The sequence below is a fragment of the Megamonas funiformis genome (assembly GCF_010669225.1).
Lineage (GTDB): Bacteria > Bacillota > Negativicutes > Selenomonadales > Selenomonadaceae > Megamonas > Megamonas funiformis.
The window spans coordinates 344557-363600 of record NZ_CP048627.1 but is presented as its reverse complement, the minus strand read 5'-3'; the positions used below and the strand labels follow the sequence as shown (position 1 = coordinate 363600).

Sequence of the window (19044 nt, the reverse complement as noted above, 5' to 3'; positions counted from 1 at the left end):
TTTATTTTATACATATCGAGGTGTTTATCTATGGAATTAACTACTCTTTTATATTTTTTGATAGCTTCTGTGCTACTGACTTTAGCACCTGGCCCAGATATCATGTATTTACTTGCTAAAAGTCTAGCTGATGGCACTAAAGCTGGTATTAGCTTAGCCCTAGGCTTAACGACTGGTCTTATCTTTCATACAACACTTGTAATCATTGGTGTTGCTGCTATCATTCAACAATCACCACTTGCCTTTGCCACCTTAAAATATATTGGTGCTGCTTATTTATTATATCTTGCTTGGGGAGCATTCCATGCTCAAGGCAATTTAAAATTAAATGCTGTAAATAATAGTACTTCCTTTTTTAAATTATATCGTCGTGGGCTCATCATGAATGTTTTAAATCCTAAAGTATTATTATTTTTCTTAGCCTTCTTACCTCAATTTGTCAATTTAAATTCTGATAGTGTCAGCCTTCAAATTGCATTTTTAGGATTTATCTTTGGCTTACAAACACTTATAATATTTTCCCTAGTCGCTATCTGTGCTGGCAAAGTCCGTGACTATATTTTAAACGTAAAAAACTTCAACAAAATAATGGGCTATATTCAAGGTATTGTTTTACTCTTTATCAGCTTAGCCCTAATCATAAGTTAATTTAAAAAGCTCTTGATTTTAGAAATACCTCTAACTTTTCAAGAGCTTTCTATATTCTTTAGGTGTCATTTTCATATACTTTTTAAATAATTTACTATAATAACTAGTACTACTAAATCCAACTTTTAAAGATATCTGTAAAATTGATAATTCTTTATCTTGTAATAAATAAAGACTTTGTTGAATACGATAATGCAAGATATACTCAAATATACTTTCTTTCATAAACTTTTTAAAACTATGACTGCAATCACTTATAGATATATGTAAATTATCAGCTATATTTTGCAAAGTTATCTTTTCTGCATAATGTTTATGTATAAATTGCGTTATCTGCTTTATTTTTATTAATTGTTTATAATAATTTCTATCTATATCTATTTCAATTTCACTTTCAAAAACTTCCCATAAAATTTGCCATAATTTTAACAGATGTTCCTTTATCTCTAATTCATAAAATAAATTCTGTTTTCGGTAACATTTATCAATATACTTTACTTGTTTTATTATTTTCTTTTCTAATTTATTTTCTGGTAAACACACAAAAGATGATAAATTTTTACTATAAATAACAGGCAATACATATTTTTTATAAATTAATTCTTCCTCATTAGCCAAAAAATGTATATTAAAAGTCATTGCAAAATATTTACATTCTTCTTTATTGATATGTTCACCTCTATGAAAAGTATTCGCATTGATAAATAGACATTGCCCTTTCTTTAATTCATAAATTTTATCATTGACCTGATATCTCATCTTACCTTGATATACATATGTAAACTCTACTTCTTTATGCCAATGACAAGCAAATTTTCCATTATAATATTGCCAAATATCTTCATATCCTATTCTAAAAGGAAATTCTACATTACCATGTTGCTTTAATTCTTGTTTATTTTTATCTATTAATAAATCTCTCATTTTCAATTCACTCGCTTTATAAAATTTGCAAGATATTTATATATTTTAATTATATAATAACACAAATAAAAATCTCCATTTATTATAATAAAGAAAAATAACAGGAGGTTATATTTTCATGAGTGAATTATCTAAATGCTTACAAGGTAAACAATTTAATTGTATCGATAATGAATTAGTTTCTATTATTACTAAAGCTCGCAGACTCACCAAACAATACAATCAGACTAAATTTGAAGATACCATACAAAAAGACAATATTCTATCTGAATTATTTGCCAAAATAGGTAACAATGTAAAAATTGATGTACCTTTCTATTGTGATTATGGTCAACATATTTCTATTGGCAATAATGTAATTATCAATATTAATTGTACCTTTGTTGATTGTAATAAAATAACTATTGGCAATAATGTTTTAATCGCTTCTAATGTTCAAATTTATACAGCTACTCATCCTGTAAATATTAGTGACCGTCTACTTGATAATTGGTCTTATAATAATCCACACGCATTTTTCAATACGTATGCTTTACCTGTAACAATAGAAGATAATGTTTGGATTGGTGGTGGTGTTATAATTTTACCTGGAGTGACTATCGGTAAAAATTCAGTAATTGGCGCTGGAAGTGTAGTTAATAAATCAATACCACCTAATTCATTAGCTGTTGGCAATCCATGTAAAGTTATCCGTAAAATCAATAATAAAAATTAAACAAAAAAACCAGTAGATATATAATCTACTGGTTTTCTTATCTTATAATTAACTTTTAATTAATTTTCAATTGGTTTCATTGTTGGGAATAAGAGTACATCACGAATAGAAGAGCTGTCTGTTAAGAACATTACTAAACGGTCAATACCGATACCAAGACCACATGTTGGTGGAAGACCATATTCAAGAGCTGTGATATAATCATGGTCCATCATATGAGCTTCGTCATCGCCACCTTCACGAGCTTTTTGTTGATCAATGAAACGTTGTTCCTGATCAATTGGGTCATTTAACTCGGAGAAAGCATTTGCAAGTTCACGACCATAAATGAACATTTCAAAACGGTCAGTGAATGCAGGATTTTCTTTATTGCGTTTTGAAAGTGGAGAAACTTCTGTTGGATATTGTGTTACAATAGTTGGCTGAATTAAAGTAGATTCTACTTTTTCATCGAATACTTCATATAAGATTTCGCCAATAGAATGTTTACCTTCACAAGGAACAGCTAATTCTTGTGCAATTGCTTGTGCTTCTTCTAAAGTCTGAACTTTGCTGAAGTCTTTGCCTGTAGTTTCTAAAACAATATCATTCATTGTAACACGACGGAAATTACTTAAGTCAATTTCTGTACCTTCATAAGTAATTTTAGTTGTGCCACAAGCATCCATTGCAGCCTGTTTAATGATACCTTCTGCTAAATCCATTAATTCATTGAAGTCTGCATATGCTTGATATACTTCGATAGATGTGAATTCTGGATTATGTCTTACGTCAATACCTTCATTACGGAAAATACGACCAATTTCATAAACACGTTCAAAGCCACCAACTACAAGACGTTTTAAATATAATTCTGTAGCGATACGAAGATACATATCAATATCAAGTGCATTATGATGAGTGATGAATGGACGAGCATTTGCACCACCAGCGATTGGGCTTAATACAGGTGTTTCAACTTCTAAGAAGTTACGGCTATCTAAATAGTTACGGATAGATTTAATGATTTTTGTACGTGTGATGAAAGTCTGACGTACATCTGGATTTACGATTAAATCTAAATAACGTTGACGATAACGAGTTTCTACATCTTTTAAGCCATGGAATTTTTCTGGTAATGGACGAAGGGACTTCGCTAAAATAGAGAAATCAGATACTTTGATAGTGATTTCACCGCGATGTGTTTTGAATAAAGTACCTTCCACACCGATGATATCACCGATATCTAATAATTTAAATTCACCATATTTTTCTTCACCAAGGTTATCAAGACGGAAATATGCTTGAATTTTTCCGCTAAGATCGGAAACAACAGTGAAGCTAGCTTTACCATGACCACGAACAGCCATTAAACGACCAGCTACGCGCACTACAGTTTCTTCTCCTAAAGTTTCAAATTGGTCTAAAAGTTCTTGAGCATGATGAGTTACATCATAACTACGACCAAATGGTTCAATACCTTTATCTATGAAAGCTTGCATCTTATCACGACGCACCTGCATAAGTTCATTGATATCTTGTTGTTTTTCTTCTATATGCTGTTTTGCCAACGAAAGTCCTCCTCTTCTTATTTTTTAATTTCTACAATTTTATATTCTAAAGTACCAGCTGGCACTTTTACTTGAACTACTGTTCCTACAGTTTTTCCTAAGATAGCCATACCAACAGGAGATTCATTGGAGATTTTACCTTCTGTAGTATCTGCTTCTGTAGAACCTACGATTGTATATGTTTCATCTTCATCATATTCCATATCTTTGATTACTACAGTATTACCAAGATGTACTACATCTTTATTGCTATCATCAGCTTTGATGATTTCACTATTTCTAATCTGGCTTTCTAAAGTGAGAATTTCACCTTCAATGAAAGCCTGTTCGTTTTTAGCATCATCATATTCAGAGTTTTCGCTAAGGTCGCCTAGTGCGATAGCTGCTTTTAAACGGTCAGCAACTTCTAAACGACGGACACTTTTTAAATATTCAAGTTTTTCTTCTAGCTTCTTTAAGCCTTCTTCGGTCAAAACTACTCGCTTATCTGCCATTTTAATGCTTCCTTTCAGTCATACAATTCATTATACAAAATCATACAATAGTTAAAAATAATAGAAGAAGTGCCAAGCTAACGCCTGACACTACCTTTTTGCAATCAGCAAATATTATATAGGTTTTACGGTATTTTGTCAATTTTTGACAGTAGTTTTTGAGACATTTATACTATACATATCATAGAAAAATTTGTCTTTTACTTGTAAAAATTTATAATGAAAAGGAGTTTTATTATGCGACTTTATCTAATTATTCTCTGCCTTTGTTTTAGTATCCTTTCTATGGGTATGACCTTTGCTCCTACAAAAAATAATTTGCACTACAACAACTTAGCTTTAGGCGATAATTATGAAGATATGATTGCTCAATTTGGTACGCCTCGTTATGATGAACAAAACTATCTTTGGGGTCAAAAAATCACATATTATGTTTATAAAAATAATAACAAAATTGGCATAAATAATGATACTAAAAAAATAGTTGATATGATTATCGTCGATGATACTTATAATCACAACGATAAATTAAAAACTGGCATGACTTCCTATAAAATAGAACAAGTATTTGGTAAAGCAGACAGACAAATGTTTGAAGGCAATACTTGCTATATTTATAAAAATGAAGCTAAAGAAAAACTCATCATTCAAGTTGAACCTACAGATAAATATTTAGAAAGCTTCCGCATAACTAATCTACCAGTTGAATTACCTATAGATACGACTGAATATCTTCCTGATGATGCCACTGACGAAACAGAAAATCCTTTAATGGCAGATAAACAAATCGATACTTCTGCTGTTAGTACTCCTGCTAAAGATAAATTCCAAATAAATTATAATTATTCCTTCACAAAATAAGCTTTAGCTTGTTTTACATCTTTTTTCATTTGATTTAATAATGCATCAACTGAAGTAAATTTTATTTCCCTGCGAAGCATTTTTAGAAAATCAACACGTATGATTTGTCCATAGATAGTTTGTTGAAAATCAAAAATATTTACTTCCACGCGACGGCTGATATCTTCAAATGTTGGATTTGTACCTACGCTAGCTACAGCTTGATATTTTTTCCCTTCCACATAAGCCTCAACAACATAGACACCATTTGGCACCATAGCACGCTCTGCTTTTATAGCTAAATTAGCAGTTGGAAAACCTAATAGACGACCACGTTTTTTTCCATGAATTACTTCTTCATCTATGCTAAATGGCTTACCTAACATTTTATTTGCACAATCTAAATCACCTTCAGCTAATGCTTTACGAATGACAGTGCTACTTACCATATTATTATGGCAATAAATAAAATGTTGCATATATGCTTTAAAACCATATTTTTCTCCAAGTTCTTTTAATAAATCCGGTGTTCCTAATCCTTTTACCCCAAAACTATAATTAGGACCTGTAACTAAAAATTTAGGAGATAAATAATCTTTCAACATTTTAACGAAAGCTTCTGGTTCCATCTGACAAAGTTCTAAATTAAATTCAATATTAAATAAAAAATCTACACCTAAAGCTTCAATATCTCTAATCTTGGCTAAAGTATCATTGATAATCAAAGGTTTACGCTTCGGAGCAATCACAGATAACGGGTGATTACTAAAGGTAAATACAGCACTTAATCCTTGATTTTCTTTAGCCAATTTGACAGCTTGCATTATGACATTTTGATGACCTATATGTACACCATCAAAAGTCCCTAAAGCAACAGCCAAATTTTTACCTTGCAAATTTAAATTTTTTATATCCAAAAGCGAGGAAAAAACTTGCATACAATTCTACCTCTTTACTACTTAAAATTTATATATAATTTAGAATAACATACTTCATCTAAAAAATAAATCTATACGCAAAGGAGCCTTGTTATGGGCAAAATAATTTTAATAACTGGTGGTGCGCGCTGTGGAAAAAGCAGTTTTGCCGAAGACTATGTAAAAACTCATGGTCAAAATATCGCCTATGTCGCCACCTCACAAATCTATGATGATGAAATGGCTTATCGCGTGAAATTACATCAACAACGCCGTCCTAGTTCATGGCAAACATTTGAAGCACCATTTCACGCTGAAAAAGCTATCCATGAAGCTTTTTGTCATCACGATATAATTCTCTTTGATTGTTTAACACTTTATTTAAGCAATTATCTTTGCAGTGAACAAACACAAGCATACTCTATGGAACAATTATCTGCTGGAGCTAAAGATATGATGTCATCTCTAATTGAAGCAGTACAAGCACAAAATGCAGATAAAACATGTGTATTTGTAACTAATGAAGTCGGTTCTGGCATAGTTCCAGAAAATGCTCTTGCTAGAAAATATCGCGATTTAGCAGGACTTTGCAATCAACAAATCGCTAAAGCTGCCACTGACGTTTATCTCGTTGTTTCTGGTATTCCTGTAAAAATAAAATAATTTTTATATTTATATTTTATGTTTTTTCATCTATTATATAAATTATTCTCGTTAGTTCGTTTCTTTTGAATGAATAAAAATTTTTCATAAAGAAACGAACATATTATTTTAAAGGAGGTATTTTTTAGTGAATAATTTTTTATTGGGTCTACAATTTTTAACACGCATCACTATCAAGAAAAATCTTGATTGGTCTGAAAAAGCTTGTGGTGGCAGTGTTAAATTTTTCCCTTTAATTGGTGCAATTTTAGGTATAATATATGTTCTAGTGGGTTATGTGATATATTATTTATTGCCTAGTTTTAATATTTATCTATCAGCACATCTCATAGGTTTTATCCTTCTATTTTGCAATATCTTTTTGACAGGAGCACTTCACTGCGATGGCTTCACTGATACTATGGACGGTATTTTATCAGGAAGAAAACGCGAACGTATCTTAGAAATCATGAAGGATAGTCGCGTAGGTGCTCATGGTGCTACTTGTTTAATTCTAGTTTTGATTGGCAAATATAGTATGTTTACTGATTTAATGGTAAATCAAAATATTTATATTACTCATACTCAATTTTTCAACAGCTTATTTGCTTTATTCTTAATGCCGATTATCGCTCGTTGTTGCATGAGCATTGCTGTAGTCTTATTCCCTTATGCTCGCAAAGAAGGTCTTGGCAAAGCTTTTCATGAATATTCTTCTAAAAAAAGTATGGCTTTTGCTCTTCTTTTCACTTTTATCATTTCATTACTTCTAGGCACTATTGGCGTTATTGCTCTTATCTTTACTATAATCGTTATGTATTTGTTCAATCGCTATGTTGCAAATCTAATCGGAGGTTTAACAGGCGATGTATATGGTGCTACTGCAGAAATAGGTGAATTAGTAGTTTTATTTGTTTTTGTCTTAGCACAATCTTTTATATGATTTAATTTTCAAGTTAAAAATTAAGGAGGATTTTCTTTGACTAAGCTTATTTTAATTCGTCATGGTAGAACACTTTGGAATAGTTCTGGAAAATTTCAGGGACAATCTGATATTGAATTATCTCAGGAAGGAATTTCACAAGCTGAAAAACTAGCTGAAAATTTTCCTGTTACTCATATAGATAGAGTATATAGCAGTAATCTAAAACGAGCTTATATCACTGGAGAAATAATCGCTAAAAAATTTAATGTGCCAATCATCAAAGATAAACGTCTTTGTGAAGTTTCTTTCGGCTCTTGGGAAGGTTTAACTTATGATGAAATTCATGAAAAATGGCCTAATGAAATCGAAACTATGTTTTCTACTCCAGATGTTTTGACTATGCCTGAAGGAGAATCTTTCGCTCAAGTGCAAAAACGTGGCGTTGAAGCTCTATTAGATATTGTAAACAAACACCCTGATGAAACTATTGCCATCACAGCTCATGGTGGAATTTTACGCACTTTACTTGCTTATGCTTTGCATATGCCACTTCGCTATATTTGGACTTTAAGACAAGATAACACAGCTGTAAATATCGTTACTTTTTATGGCGATAAAATCAATGTTGAGTTATTAAATAGCACAGCACATCTTAGCCTTACACAATTGCCAAAATTAGGTCGTTTTTCTTAATTAACGAGGTTTATTATGACAAAAAAATATCTTATTTTACCTCAAAATGGTGGCGATAAATTTCGTCAGCTTCTTGCTTCTATGCCCGGAACAGCTCAAGAACAAAAAATCATGCAAGAAGCTACTATTAAACATGTAGAAATTGATGTAAATAACAATTCATGGGAAATCCTCATGCAAACTTATAATGGTATACCTGATGAATTATTAGCTAAAGCTTCATCATATATCTCGCAAAAATGCAATATTCCCACTGTAATTTTTTATCAAGATATTGTGGACTTGCCACAAGAAGTAGCCCGCCATTGGTCTATCATTGTTCAAAATGCAGCTAATGGTAACCCTACTTTATTTTCCATTTTAAACCAAGCTAGTCATAGCGTTGATGGCAATAAAATCATGATAGATTTCAAAGGCGACCATATTGAAGATATTTTACGCTCTCATAATATTGAAGAAACTATATCTCAAGCTGTTCAAGCTATGGTACATTGCCCTTGTCATGTTATCTGTCGCATTGATAGTCAACAACAACCTGCAATAAATAATACTTTAGCTGATTTTGACCCTGAATCTTATCTTCGTCAACTTCAACAACAAGCTAAAACACAAAACCATACAGTCAGCAAAAATAATACACCGCCACCACCTGCTAATAATGCAGATAACCCTGCACCAAAATTCCGTCGCAAAAGTGAACGCAAATTAATGATTGATAACATTCCTGAAGAACATATTGAAATCACTAGCATTGATGGCGAAATGAAAAATATCGTTTTACGCGGTCGCATTTTCAATATCAATAATCGTGAATTCAATACAGGAACTAATCTTCTAACTTTTGATCTAGCAGATGAATCTGACGGTATTTCTTGTAAAGTATTCTTAAAAAATAAAGATGACTTTGAAGAAGTAATGTCTGCTCTAAAAAAAGCTGATATTATCAAAATAAAAGGCTCTATCCGTTTTGACTCTTATCTCAATGATTATGTAATGATGCCACTTAATATCTGTTTGTCTGAATTACCAAAAAGAGAAGATAGAGCTATCGAAAAACGCGTAGAACTACACGCACATACACATATGAGCAATATGGACGCTGTTGTATCAGCAAAAGAATTGATATCTACTGCCGCTCGTTGGGGCTGGCCTGCTATCGCTATCACTGACCATGGTGTCGTTCAAGCCTTCCCAGAAGCGATGAAAGCTGCCAAAGATAATAAAATAAAAGTAATCTATGGTATTGAAGGATATCTGACAGGCGATGATTATCAACAGCGCAGAGCTAATCACATCATCATGTTAGCCAAAAATTCTATCGGTCTTAGAAATATTTATCGAATGGTCTCCTTATCTCATTTGAAATATCTCTATAAATCAAGACCTAGATTACCGAAAAAAATCATCTCTGAATTGCGTGAAGGTGTAATCATCGGTTCGGCTTGTGAAGCAGGTGAATTAATCAGAGCTATTGTAAATAATGAAAGCGATGAAAAATTATTAGAAATAGCTAGTTTTTATGATTATCTTGAAATTCAACCCATCGGCAATAATGCCTTTTTAATCCGCAACGAAAATTTCCCTGATGTACAAACTGATGAAGACTTAATAAAAATCAATTTAAAAGTTGCTGAGCTTGCTAAAAAATTAAATAAAATGCTCATAGCGACTTGTGATGTTCATTTCTTAAATGCCAAGGATAGTATTTATCGTGCTATTTTAATGAAAGGCAAAGGTTTTGAAGATGCGGAAAAACAACCGCCATTATATCTTCGCACAACTGATGAAATGCTCAAAGAATTTAGCTATTTAGGCGAAGAATTAGCCTATGAAGCAGTCGTTACCAACCCACGCAAAATAGCAGATATGGTAGAAGTCTTCAAGCCTATTCCTGATGAATTATATTCACCTATGATACCAGGAGCTGACCAAGAAATTCACGATATGTCATATGCCAAAGCTCGTGAATTATACGGTGAAAATCTGCCTAAAGTAGTACAAGACCGCTTAGAATTAGAATTAAATTCCATCATTGGTCATGGTTTTGCCGTGCTTTATTTAATCGCTCATAAACTCGTAAAAAAATCACTTGATGATGGCTATCTTGTTGGTTCTAGGGGTTCAGTTGGTTCTTCCTTTGTCGCTACTATGACGAATATAACAGAAGTAAATCCTCTACCACCACATTGGCGCTGTCCTCATTGTCGCCACAGCGAATTTATTGAAGATGGTACTTATGGTTGTGGTTTTGATATGCCAGATAAAGATTGCCCTCATTGCGGAACTAAAATGATTAAAGATGGCCATGATATTCCATTTGCTGTATTCATGGGATTTGACGGCGATAAAGTTCCTGATATTGACTTGAATTTCTCTGGTGATTATCAACCAGTAGCTCATAAATACACTGAAGAATTATTCGGCAAAGATAATGTTTTCCGTGCAGGAACTATCGCCACTGTAGCTGATAAAACTGCTTATGGTTATGTAAAAAAATTCTTTGACGAAAAAGGTATTAAAAAACGTGATGCTTATATCAACAGTCTTGTAAATGGTTGCACTGGTGTAAAACGCACTACAGGGCAACACCCTGGCGGTATCATGGTTATTCCTCGTAATATGGACGTACATCACTTCACACCAATTCAAAGACCTGCTGACGATACTACGACAAATACGATAACTACACATTTTGATTACCACTCTATCAGTAGCCGTCTAGTAAAATTAGATATACTTGGGCACGATGATCCTACAGTAATAAAAATGCTCGAAAATATAACTCATCGCGACCCTAGAACTATTCCTTTTGATGACCCAGCTACTATGAGTATTTTTTCGTCTACAGAAGCACTTGGTGTAACGCCAGAAGAACTCGGTGCTACATCTGGCACATTTGGTATTCCTGAATTTAGAACACCATTTACACGTCAAATGCTCGATGACACTAAACCTAAAAAATTCAGTGATTTAGTGCGTATCAGTGGATTTTCTCATGGTACTAATGTGTGGCTTGAAAATGCTCAAGATTTAATTACCTCAGGAACTTGTACTGTTTCCGATGCGATTTCTTGTCGTGATGATATCATGATGCATTTAATTCACAGTGGTATTGATCCACTATTTTCCTTTAAAACTATGGAAAAAGTGCGTAAAGGTAAAGGTCTTAGTGAAGATGATATTAAAGTCATGAAAGATGGCGGTATACCTCAATGGTATATTGACTCTTGTCTAAAAATAAAATATCTCTTCCCACGTGCTCATGCTACAGCTTATGTTATGATGGCATATCGCATAGCCTTTTGCAAAGTTCACTATCCACTTGCCTTTTATGCTGCTTATTTCTCCATTCGTGCTGCTGAATTTGATGCAGATATTATTTCTAAAGGTAAATTAGCTGTTCGTGATAAACTAGACGAAATTATTGAACTTGAAAAGCAGAAAAAACTATCTGTAAAAGATAAAGGCTTCCAAGTCGTTTTAGAACTTGCTTGGGAAATGTATCTTCGTGGTTTTTCTGTAGAAAAAGTAGACCTTTATAAATCAAATGCTGATAAATTCATCTTACATGAAAAATCTCTATTACCGCCATTTACTGCCCTTACTGGTATCAGTACTATGGCTGCAAATAATATCGTTCAAGCTCGCCTTGAAGGGGAATTCACTTCTATTGATGACCTCAAAAAGCGTGCTAGTTTATCTACACCAATTGTTGAACGCTTGCGTGAACATGGTTGCTTAGATGGTCTACAAGAAAGTGACCAAATTTCCTTATTCAGTTAAAATCAAAAATTAAATAAAAACTCATCAGAAAGGATTTATCATGAAACGAACACTTTCACTTTCCCAAAATATTTTAGTTGGGTCTATGCTATTTGGTATGTTCTTTGGTGCAGGAAATTTAATATTTCCTGTACATCTAGGACAAGAAGCCGGCAGTAATATTTTTCTAGCTAATATCGGCTTTATGCTCACTGCTATCGGTCTTCCATTTTTAGGTATTGTCGCTATGGGGATTTCTCGTAGTGAAGGTCTTTTTGATTTAGCTAGTCGCATTAATAAACCTTATGCTCATTTTGTTACTGTACTTCTATATCTCACAATTGGACCTGCTTTTGCAATTCCACGTACAGCAGCAGTTTCTTATGAAATAGGTTTATCTAGCCATGTTGATGCTTCCATGCAAACAATTTATTTAGCAATTTTTTCACTTATTTTCTTTGTTTTAGCATTAGCATTTGCTTTAAAACCAGGTAAAATTCTCACATGGATTGGTAAGATTTTAAATCCACTCTTTTTAGTATTTATTGCAATTTTAATGATAACTGCTTTAATCAATCCAATGGGTTCACCTGATGCTATGCCTGTACAAGAAGCATATCAACAAGAAGCTTTCTTCAAAGGTTTCACTGAAGGCTACAACACTATGGACGCTTTAGCTTCTCTTGCTTTTGGTATCATTGTTATTCATACATTGCACAATCTAGGATTAAAAAATCCAAAAGATGTAGCTTATGGTACATTAAAAGCAGGTATCGTTGTTTTAATTCTCATGGGCATTATCTACAGTTTCTTAGCTTATATTGGCGCTTGCAGTCTAGGACAATTTACTTTATCTGCTAATGGTGGTATTGCTCTTGCTCAAATCTCTACTTATTATTTTGGTTCATTTGGTCATATTCTGTTAGCTCTTACTGTTACTATAGCTTGCTTAAAAACTTCCATCGGTCTTATCACTGCTTGTTCCACTACATTTAGTGAATTATATCCTAACTCTTTTAGCTACAGAACATATGCTTTTATCTTCACTATTGTTTCTTTCTTAATTGCTAATGTTGGTTTAACTAGTATCATTTTCTTAGCTATTCCAATTCTCATGTTATTATATCCATTAGCTATAACACTTATCATCTTAGCATTTATCAGTGCAATTTTTGGCTATCATCGTTATGTATATTCTGTAACCACACTTTTCACTTTATTTGCAGCTATTGGTGATATGTTAAATTCCCTACCTTTTGGACTAAATAACACAGCTACTATCAGCGCTATTATTGAAGTATATAAAAATACTTTGCCATTTTTTGATATGGGTATGGGCTGGATTGTCCCTTCCATCATCGGTCTTGTCATTGGCGTTATTATTTCTTTTATTAAAAAAGATTAAAAAAATGCGGTAACACTTATTTGTGTTACCGCTTTTCTTATTTTTTAGGATAAACGCCTATTGTCAATTCATTTAATTTTGGATATTTCGTATTGCCAAGCTTTCTAAATATTATAGCTACAATTAAAGTAAACAATACTACTAATACATAAAAAACCATGGAATTAACAGCCGTCATAACTATATTAAATTTTGCCATAAATAAAGCTAAATAAGTGATTGCCACAGGATGAGCTAAATATACAAAATATGAATGTCTACCTAATAAAGAAAATAAACTTGTTCCTATCTTAGCTAAAAATCCATATTGAAATTCTGCAAATAAATATAAGCTAGCACCTAAAGTATAAACAAGACCAGCTGGAGATAATTGATGAGCAGTATTTATTGCTCCTTCTGGAGAATAACCATTGTAATAAATACAATAATAATAATATACTAATAACCCAATTAAGCTTATAAAACCAAAAGCTCTTAATTTATTCAAATTATCTCTCATGAAAATTTTAAATTCATCATAATGTACAGATACATATCCACCTAATAAAAAGATAAATACATAATGTATTACCCAATAATTTAAACGATACATAAAAATAGCTTTAACTATTTCATTTTGAATACCATATGGGTTTATCAAAAAGCTTGAATAATAATCTACTGCCATTTGAAAAACGAATAAAACTACTAATAATACAATATTTAATCTTTTTACAATAAAAATCCACAGTGGCATTAAAGCATAAAACCAAACCAATAATATCATAAAATATAATTGATAACATGCCAAACCAAAAAATAAAATGCCAATCAAATTCAATGGATGAAGTAAATACAACGTTTGATTTGTTATTGTATAATGCAAAATATAAAAAATAGACCATACAAGATAAGGGATTAACACTGTTTTAAATCTTCGCTTCATAAAATTTTTATAATTAAATTTTTCCTGTAAATCTAAATTATAAAATAAGCCAAAAGCAGAGATAAAGAAAAAAATCGGTACTGAAAATCTCGTTACAATTTCATACAAAGCCAATAATTGTAAATTAGGAGTGGGATTATTCATCAAGTATTGTGAACCCACATGTATACCAACTACGCCTAGCATGGATATTCCACGCATATATTCAATAGCTGGCACTCTCTCTTTTTTTATACTCACATGAATACCTCTTTTATTATTTATTTTTATTCATCATAGCAAATCCATCTTCAAAATACAATAACTACTACATAATACACTAATAAAGCAGGATATTTAAGCATACGTATTGAATAGTATAGATAAAGTCCCTAAAATGTAAATACGAAAAAATTTTAAATAAAATTAAAAAATAAAGCAGGATTTTCATAATTATGTGTAGAATGTATTTACGTTATGGCAAAAATCATCTATAATTAAATAGTTTTATTGAAAGGTGAGTTTATATGCGTACACAAAACTTGCACGATGATTTTGTTGAACAAGTGCGTTCTTCTTCAGATATCTTATCTGTCATCTCAAGTTACGTTCATCTCAAAAAACGAGGTAATCGCTATTGGGGTTGTTGCCCCTTTCACAATGAAAAAACACCTTCATTTTCCGTAGTTCCCCAACAGGGATTTTTTTATTGCTTTGGTTGTCATGCTGGTGGTAATCTATTTAAATTTATATCTCTTATAGAGAATATTTCTTATTATGAAGCCATAAAACTACAAGCCCAAAGATTGAATATTCCTATACCGACTACGAAAAAAAGTGCTGACGAACTCAAACAAGAACAACAAAAAGATTCATTGTTTAAAATACATGAACTGGCGGGTTCTTTTTTTCATAATTGTTTAACTCGTACCTCTCTTGGAGAAGCTGGTAGAGCATACTTTTCTTCTCGCCAAATAAATTCAGATATAATTACGAAATTTAAACTTGGCTTTGCTCCTAACCTTTGGGATAAACTATTTACCTCTTTTACTAAACGAGGCATTACTAAAGAGTTACTTGCTAAAGCAGGTCTAATCACTATAAAAGATTCTGGTAAAGTCTATGACCGTTTTCGCAATCGCATAATCATTCCTATCATGAATGAACATGGTCAAATCTGTGGCTTTGGTGGCAGAATTATCAATCCAAATGATTCTCCCAAATATTTAAATTCACCAGAAACACTTATTTTCAATAAAAGACATTTGCTATTTGGTTTAGATCATGCACAAAAATCAATAAAAGAAAATAACTTCAGTATTGTTGTTGAAGGTTATATGGATGCTATCGCATTACATAGTCATAATATTACTAATGCTGTAGCGTCATTGGGTACTGCATTTACTGCTCAACAATGTAGAAAAATTCTTCGCTATTCACCAAATATCTATTTTTGCTATGATAGTGACAATGCTGGGCAAGCTGCTACTATGCGAGCTTTAGCTATCGCTAGCAGTAATGGTGCTAATGTTAAAGTAATCACCATTCCTGATGGCAAAGACCCAGATGAATTTTTACGCCATCATGGTAACAAAGAATTTTATGCATTAATTGATAAAGCTCTTCCGCTAATGGAATATCAATTGCAATATGTATTAAAATCAACAGACCGCAATACTTTAGAAGGAAAGCTTTTAGCAGTAAACCAATTAATGCCACTTTTAGCTAATATTACAAACACTGTCGAACGCAATGAATATATTATTCGTATATCAAATGTTTTGGGTATAGATGAAGGCGTTATTCGCAGTGATTTGCAACGACAAAATTCGCAAAGAAAATTTAATGCATATGATGTCTCTACAGATAATCTTCCTGGAATAAATTCACGCAAAGCATTCTCTGAAAAAAAAGATGCTTTGACCATGGCAGGAAGATGTATCATCAAAAAAATTTGGCATGAAGCTAGTATTTTAGATTATGTTCTAAATCTTATACCAGCTGAAGAATTTCCCAATAAAACTCATGGAGAAATTCTAAAATATTTAGCAAGTACACTTGCTAATAATCAGCCTTTTACAGATATTGATGCTGCTGAGAAACTAAGTGATACCGCTTATAGTGAACTTTCACATTGTTTAGTTGAAGAATTTACAACTGATGATGACATTCAACTCACTGAAGATTGTCTAAAACTTTTACGTCGTTATTATCTAAATAGTAATTATGAAAAACATCGCCTTTTAGCAGATGAATTACAACGAAATGGCGACAGTAGATTTTTAGAAGAATTAAAAATTAGTCAACAAATACGAATGGAAATGGATAATTTATCCTCGTAGAGCTCCTATAAATCTGGAGACATAAGCCCTATACCTATAATAAATTAAGAGGAGGCATGTAATAATGGCTCAATCCAAAAAAAATGTAAAAGCCGTTAAAGATACTAATGCAGCAGCTGCTGCCAGCTTAGACGCAATCAGTAAGTTATTAGATAAAGGTAAAAAAACTGGCGTTTTAACTTACAATGAAATTATGGAATCCCTTCAATCAGTTGACATGTCACCAGATGAAATAGACGAATTATACGATACATTCACCAAACGTGGCATTGACATCATTGATAATGGTAATGATATAGGACCAGATGATGATTCTAATCTCAAAGATGATGAAGATGATATTGATATTGACCTTAGCATTCCTGAAGGTATAAATATCGATGACCCTGTTAGAATGTATCTTAAAGAAATTGGTCGTGTTCCATTATTATCTGCTGATGAAGAAATAAAATTAGCAAAACGCATGGAAGATGGGGATCTTGAAGCTCAAAAACGCCTAGCAGAAGCAAACTTACGTCTTGTTGTAAGTATTGCTAAACGTTATGTTGGTCGTGGCATGCTCTTTTTGGACTTAATCCAAGAAGGTAACTTAGGCTTAATAAAAGCTGTTGAAAAATTCGATTACAATAAAGGCTACAAATTTAGTACTTATGCTACATGGTGGATTCGTCAAGCCATTACTCGTGCTATTGCCGACCAAGCTCGTACTATTCGTATTCCTGTCCACATGGTTGAAACCATCAATAAATTAATTCGCGTATCTCGTCAACTTCTCCAATCCTTAGGACGTGAACCAAGCCCTGAAGAAATAGCAAAAGAAATGGACGTAAGTGTAGATCGCGTACGTGAAATCATGAAAATAGCTCAAGAACCAGTATCTTTGGAAACACCTATCGGTGAAGAAGAAGATTCTCATCTTGGAGATTTCATTGAAGACCATGATGCACCAGCTCCTGCTGAAGCAGCATCTTTTGTACTTTTAAAAGAACAATTAGAAGATGTTCTTGATACTTTAACTGAACGTGAAGAAAAAGTTCTTCGTCTTCGCTTTGGTTTAGATGATGGTCGTGCTCGTACTTTGGAAGAAGTAGGTCAAAATTTTGGTGTAACACGTGAACGTATTCGCCAAATTGAAGCAAAAGCACTTCGCAAACTTCGTCATCCTAGCCGTAGTAAAAAATTAAAAGATTTCTTAGAATAAGCTTTGTTTAAAGCCTATTTATTGCTTATATAAATAGGCTTTATAAATTTTTTAAAAAGTTTATAAAAAAAGTGTTGACAATATAGTTAATAATGTATTATAATAATTTCCGTTGGTGATGAGACATTCCTCGATAGCTCAGTTGGTAGAGCAATCGGCTGTTAACCGATCGGTCGTAGGTTCGAGTCCTACTCGAGGAGCCATTTTCTAACAAGATTGTAAGATTCCTTGATAGCTCAGTTGGTAGAGCAATCGGCTGTTAACCGATCGGTCGTAGGTTCGAGTCCTACTCAAGGAGCCATTTTTATTTGGGCCTATAGCTCAGCGGTAGAGCCCCCGGCTCATAACCGGTTGGTCCCTGGTTCGAATCCAGGTGGGCCCACCACTTAATAAAGATGATAAGCTTCCATAGAAATATGGAAGTTTTTTTGTTGCCTTTTTTGCTAAAAATTCAATAATGTAAACAAAAGATAGATAAAAATTTTTCCGTTTTTATCTATCTTTTTTTATTTACTTAAACTATTTTAAAATTAATATTTATACCTAATCTTTGATTTTACATAAATATGATTTTGTTTAAATTAAATCTTTGCTATAATTTAATTATCTTAAATTATTTTTAGAAACCCAGGTGATTTTATGCAGTCTTGTATGATTTTTGTTCCTTTTATTGGTTGGCTTGTAGCAGTTATCATAAAATTTATAACTAATTACATTTACTATTCTACTTTGGATTTGAAATTATCTTTCAGTAACGGTGGTTTTCCTAGTGTACATACGGCTACTATAATTACCACTACAACTTATATCGGCTTTTATGATAATTTTAATTCTCCATTATTCATCTTAGCTGTAACTATTGCTTTTATCATTATGATTGATGCAACTCATCTACGTCGCTCTATTGGTAAACATGCCTCTATTTTAAATCACTTAACAGGGAAGGCAGACCTCCATGAAAAAGAAGGTCATACTTATTTCCAAGTCATCAGTGGCGCTATTATTGGTATCCTTACAGGATACATTCTCTATAATTTTTTCTGAAGTTGTAATATTGACGTGAAATAAAATTTATAGTATAT

16 protein-coding genes and 3 tRNA genes are annotated in these 19044 nt (G+C 32.5%); 14 read left to right on the top strand and 5 right to left on the bottom strand.

Annotated elements, in window-relative coordinates; all coding sequences use genetic code 11:
- Positions 1–30: 30 nt before the first annotated feature.
- A complete protein-coding gene (locus tag GXM21_RS01710; RefSeq protein ID WP_008538948.1) occupies positions 31–648 on the top strand; it encodes a LysE family translocator in 618 nt (205 codons plus the stop codon).
- Positions 649–678: 30 nt separating this feature from the next.
- Here the strand turns inward: GXM21_RS01710 and GXM21_RS01705 are convergent, their stop codons facing one another.
- Entirely contained in the window at positions 679–1572 is an 894-nt protein-coding gene (locus tag GXM21_RS01705) for an AraC family transcriptional regulator (RefSeq protein ID WP_008538951.1), read from the bottom strand.
- 118 nt (positions 1573–1690) lie between these two features.
- On the opposite strand from GXM21_RS01705, the gene GXM21_RS01700 reads away from it, so the two are divergent.
- Positions 1691–2287, top strand: a complete 597-nt coding sequence (locus GXM21_RS01700) for a sugar O-acetyltransferase (RefSeq protein WP_008538953.1) — start codon at positions 1691–1693, stop codon at positions 2285–2287.
- Positions 2288–2346: 59 nt separating this feature from the next.
- On the opposite strand, the gene lysS is transcribed toward GXM21_RS01700, so the two are convergent.
- The gene (lysS, locus tag GXM21_RS01695; protein ID WP_370763773.1) at positions 2347–3789 is read right to left on the bottom strand and encodes a lysine--tRNA ligase; all 1443 of its coding nucleotides are present in this window, start codon (positions 3787–3789) and stop codon (positions 2347–2349) included.
- Positions 3790–3854: 65 nt separating this feature from the next.
- Positions 3855–4331: a transcription elongation factor GreA gene (gene greA, locus GXM21_RS01690; RefSeq protein WP_008538956.1), complete on the bottom strand. Its 477-nt coding sequence runs from the start codon at positions 4329–4331 to the stop codon at positions 3855–3857.
- Between the two features lie 237 nt (positions 4332–4568).
- Here greA and GXM21_RS01685 point away from each other — a divergent pair, with 237 nt between their 5' ends.
- The gene (locus GXM21_RS01685) at positions 4569–5192 is read left to right on the top strand and encodes a hypothetical protein (RefSeq protein ID WP_008538957.1); all 624 of its coding nucleotides are present in this window, start codon (positions 4569–4571) and stop codon (positions 5190–5192) included.
- Here GXM21_RS01685 and GXM21_RS01680 read toward each other — a convergent pair.
- The gene (locus GXM21_RS01680; RefSeq protein ID WP_008538958.1) at positions 5174–6109 is read right to left on the bottom strand and encodes a bifunctional riboflavin kinase/FAD synthetase; all 936 of its coding nucleotides are present in this window, start codon (positions 6107–6109) and stop codon (positions 5174–5176) included. The genes GXM21_RS01685 and GXM21_RS01680 overlap by 19 nt on opposite strands.
- 93 nt (positions 6110–6202) lie before the next feature.
- Here GXM21_RS01680 and cobU point away from each other — a divergent pair, with 93 nt between their 5' ends.
- The 5 genes from cobU (at position 6203) to brnQ (ending at position 13515) form a co-directional block, all read left to right on the top strand.
- On the top strand, positions 6203–6751 hold the full coding sequence (gene cobU, locus GXM21_RS01675; RefSeq protein WP_008538960.1) for a bifunctional adenosylcobinamide kinase/adenosylcobinamide-phosphate guanylyltransferase: 549 nt from the start codon (positions 6203–6205) through the stop codon (positions 6749–6751).
- 127 nt (positions 6752–6878) lie between these two features.
- Positions 6879–7673, top strand: a complete 795-nt coding sequence (gene cobS / locus GXM21_RS01670; protein WP_008538961.1) for an adenosylcobinamide-GDP ribazoletransferase — start codon at positions 6879–6881, stop codon at positions 7671–7673.
- Between the two features lie 36 nt (positions 7674–7709).
- The gene (locus GXM21_RS01665) at positions 7710–8348 is read left to right on the top strand and encodes a histidine phosphatase family protein (protein ID WP_008538963.1); all 639 of its coding nucleotides are present in this window, start codon (positions 7710–7712) and stop codon (positions 8346–8348) included.
- A 15-nt stretch (positions 8349–8363) separates the two neighbouring features.
- Positions 8364–12131, top strand: coding sequence for a PolC-type DNA polymerase III (locus tag GXM21_RS01660; RefSeq protein WP_008538964.1), 3768 nt, complete (start codon positions 8364–8366; stop codon positions 12129–12131).
- 40 nt (positions 12132–12171) lie between these two features.
- On the top strand, positions 12172–13515 hold the full coding sequence (brnQ, locus tag GXM21_RS01655; RefSeq protein ID WP_008538965.1) for a branched-chain amino acid transport system II carrier protein: 1344 nt from the start codon (positions 12172–12174) through the stop codon (positions 13513–13515).
- A 37-nt stretch (positions 13516–13552) separates the two neighbouring features.
- On the opposite strand, the gene GXM21_RS01650 is transcribed toward brnQ, so the two are convergent.
- Entirely contained in the window at positions 13553–14680 is a 1128-nt protein-coding gene (locus tag GXM21_RS01650; RefSeq protein WP_008538966.1) for an acyltransferase, read from the bottom strand.
- A 266-nt stretch (positions 14681–14946) separates the two neighbouring features.
- Here GXM21_RS01650 and dnaG point away from each other — a divergent pair, with 266 nt between their 5' ends.
- From dnaG to GXM21_RS01620, 6 genes are all read left to right on the top strand, one after another.
- Positions 14947–16761, top strand: coding sequence for a DNA primase (dnaG, locus tag GXM21_RS01645; protein WP_008538967.1), 1815 nt, complete (start codon positions 14947–14949; stop codon positions 16759–16761).
- 64 nt (positions 16762–16825) lie between these two features.
- A complete protein-coding gene (gene rpoD / locus GXM21_RS01640) occupies positions 16826–17962 on the top strand; it encodes an RNA polymerase sigma factor RpoD (protein WP_008538968.1) in 1137 nt (378 codons plus the stop codon).
- A gap of 127 nt (positions 17963–18089) precedes the next feature.
- Positions 18090–18165, top strand: a tRNA-Asn gene (locus GXM21_RS01635).
- Positions 18166–18187: 22 nt separating this feature from the next.
- Positions 18188–18263, top strand: a tRNA-Asn gene (locus tag GXM21_RS01630).
- 9 nt (positions 18264–18272) lie between these two features.
- Positions 18273–18347: transfer RNA gene (locus GXM21_RS01625), tRNA-Ile, on the top strand.
- 254 nt (positions 18348–18601) lie between these two features.
- Positions 18602–19006, top strand: a complete 405-nt coding sequence (locus GXM21_RS01620) for a divergent PAP2 family protein (RefSeq protein WP_008538969.1) — start codon at positions 18602–18604, stop codon at positions 19004–19006.
- Positions 19007–19044 lie beyond the last annotated feature (38 nt).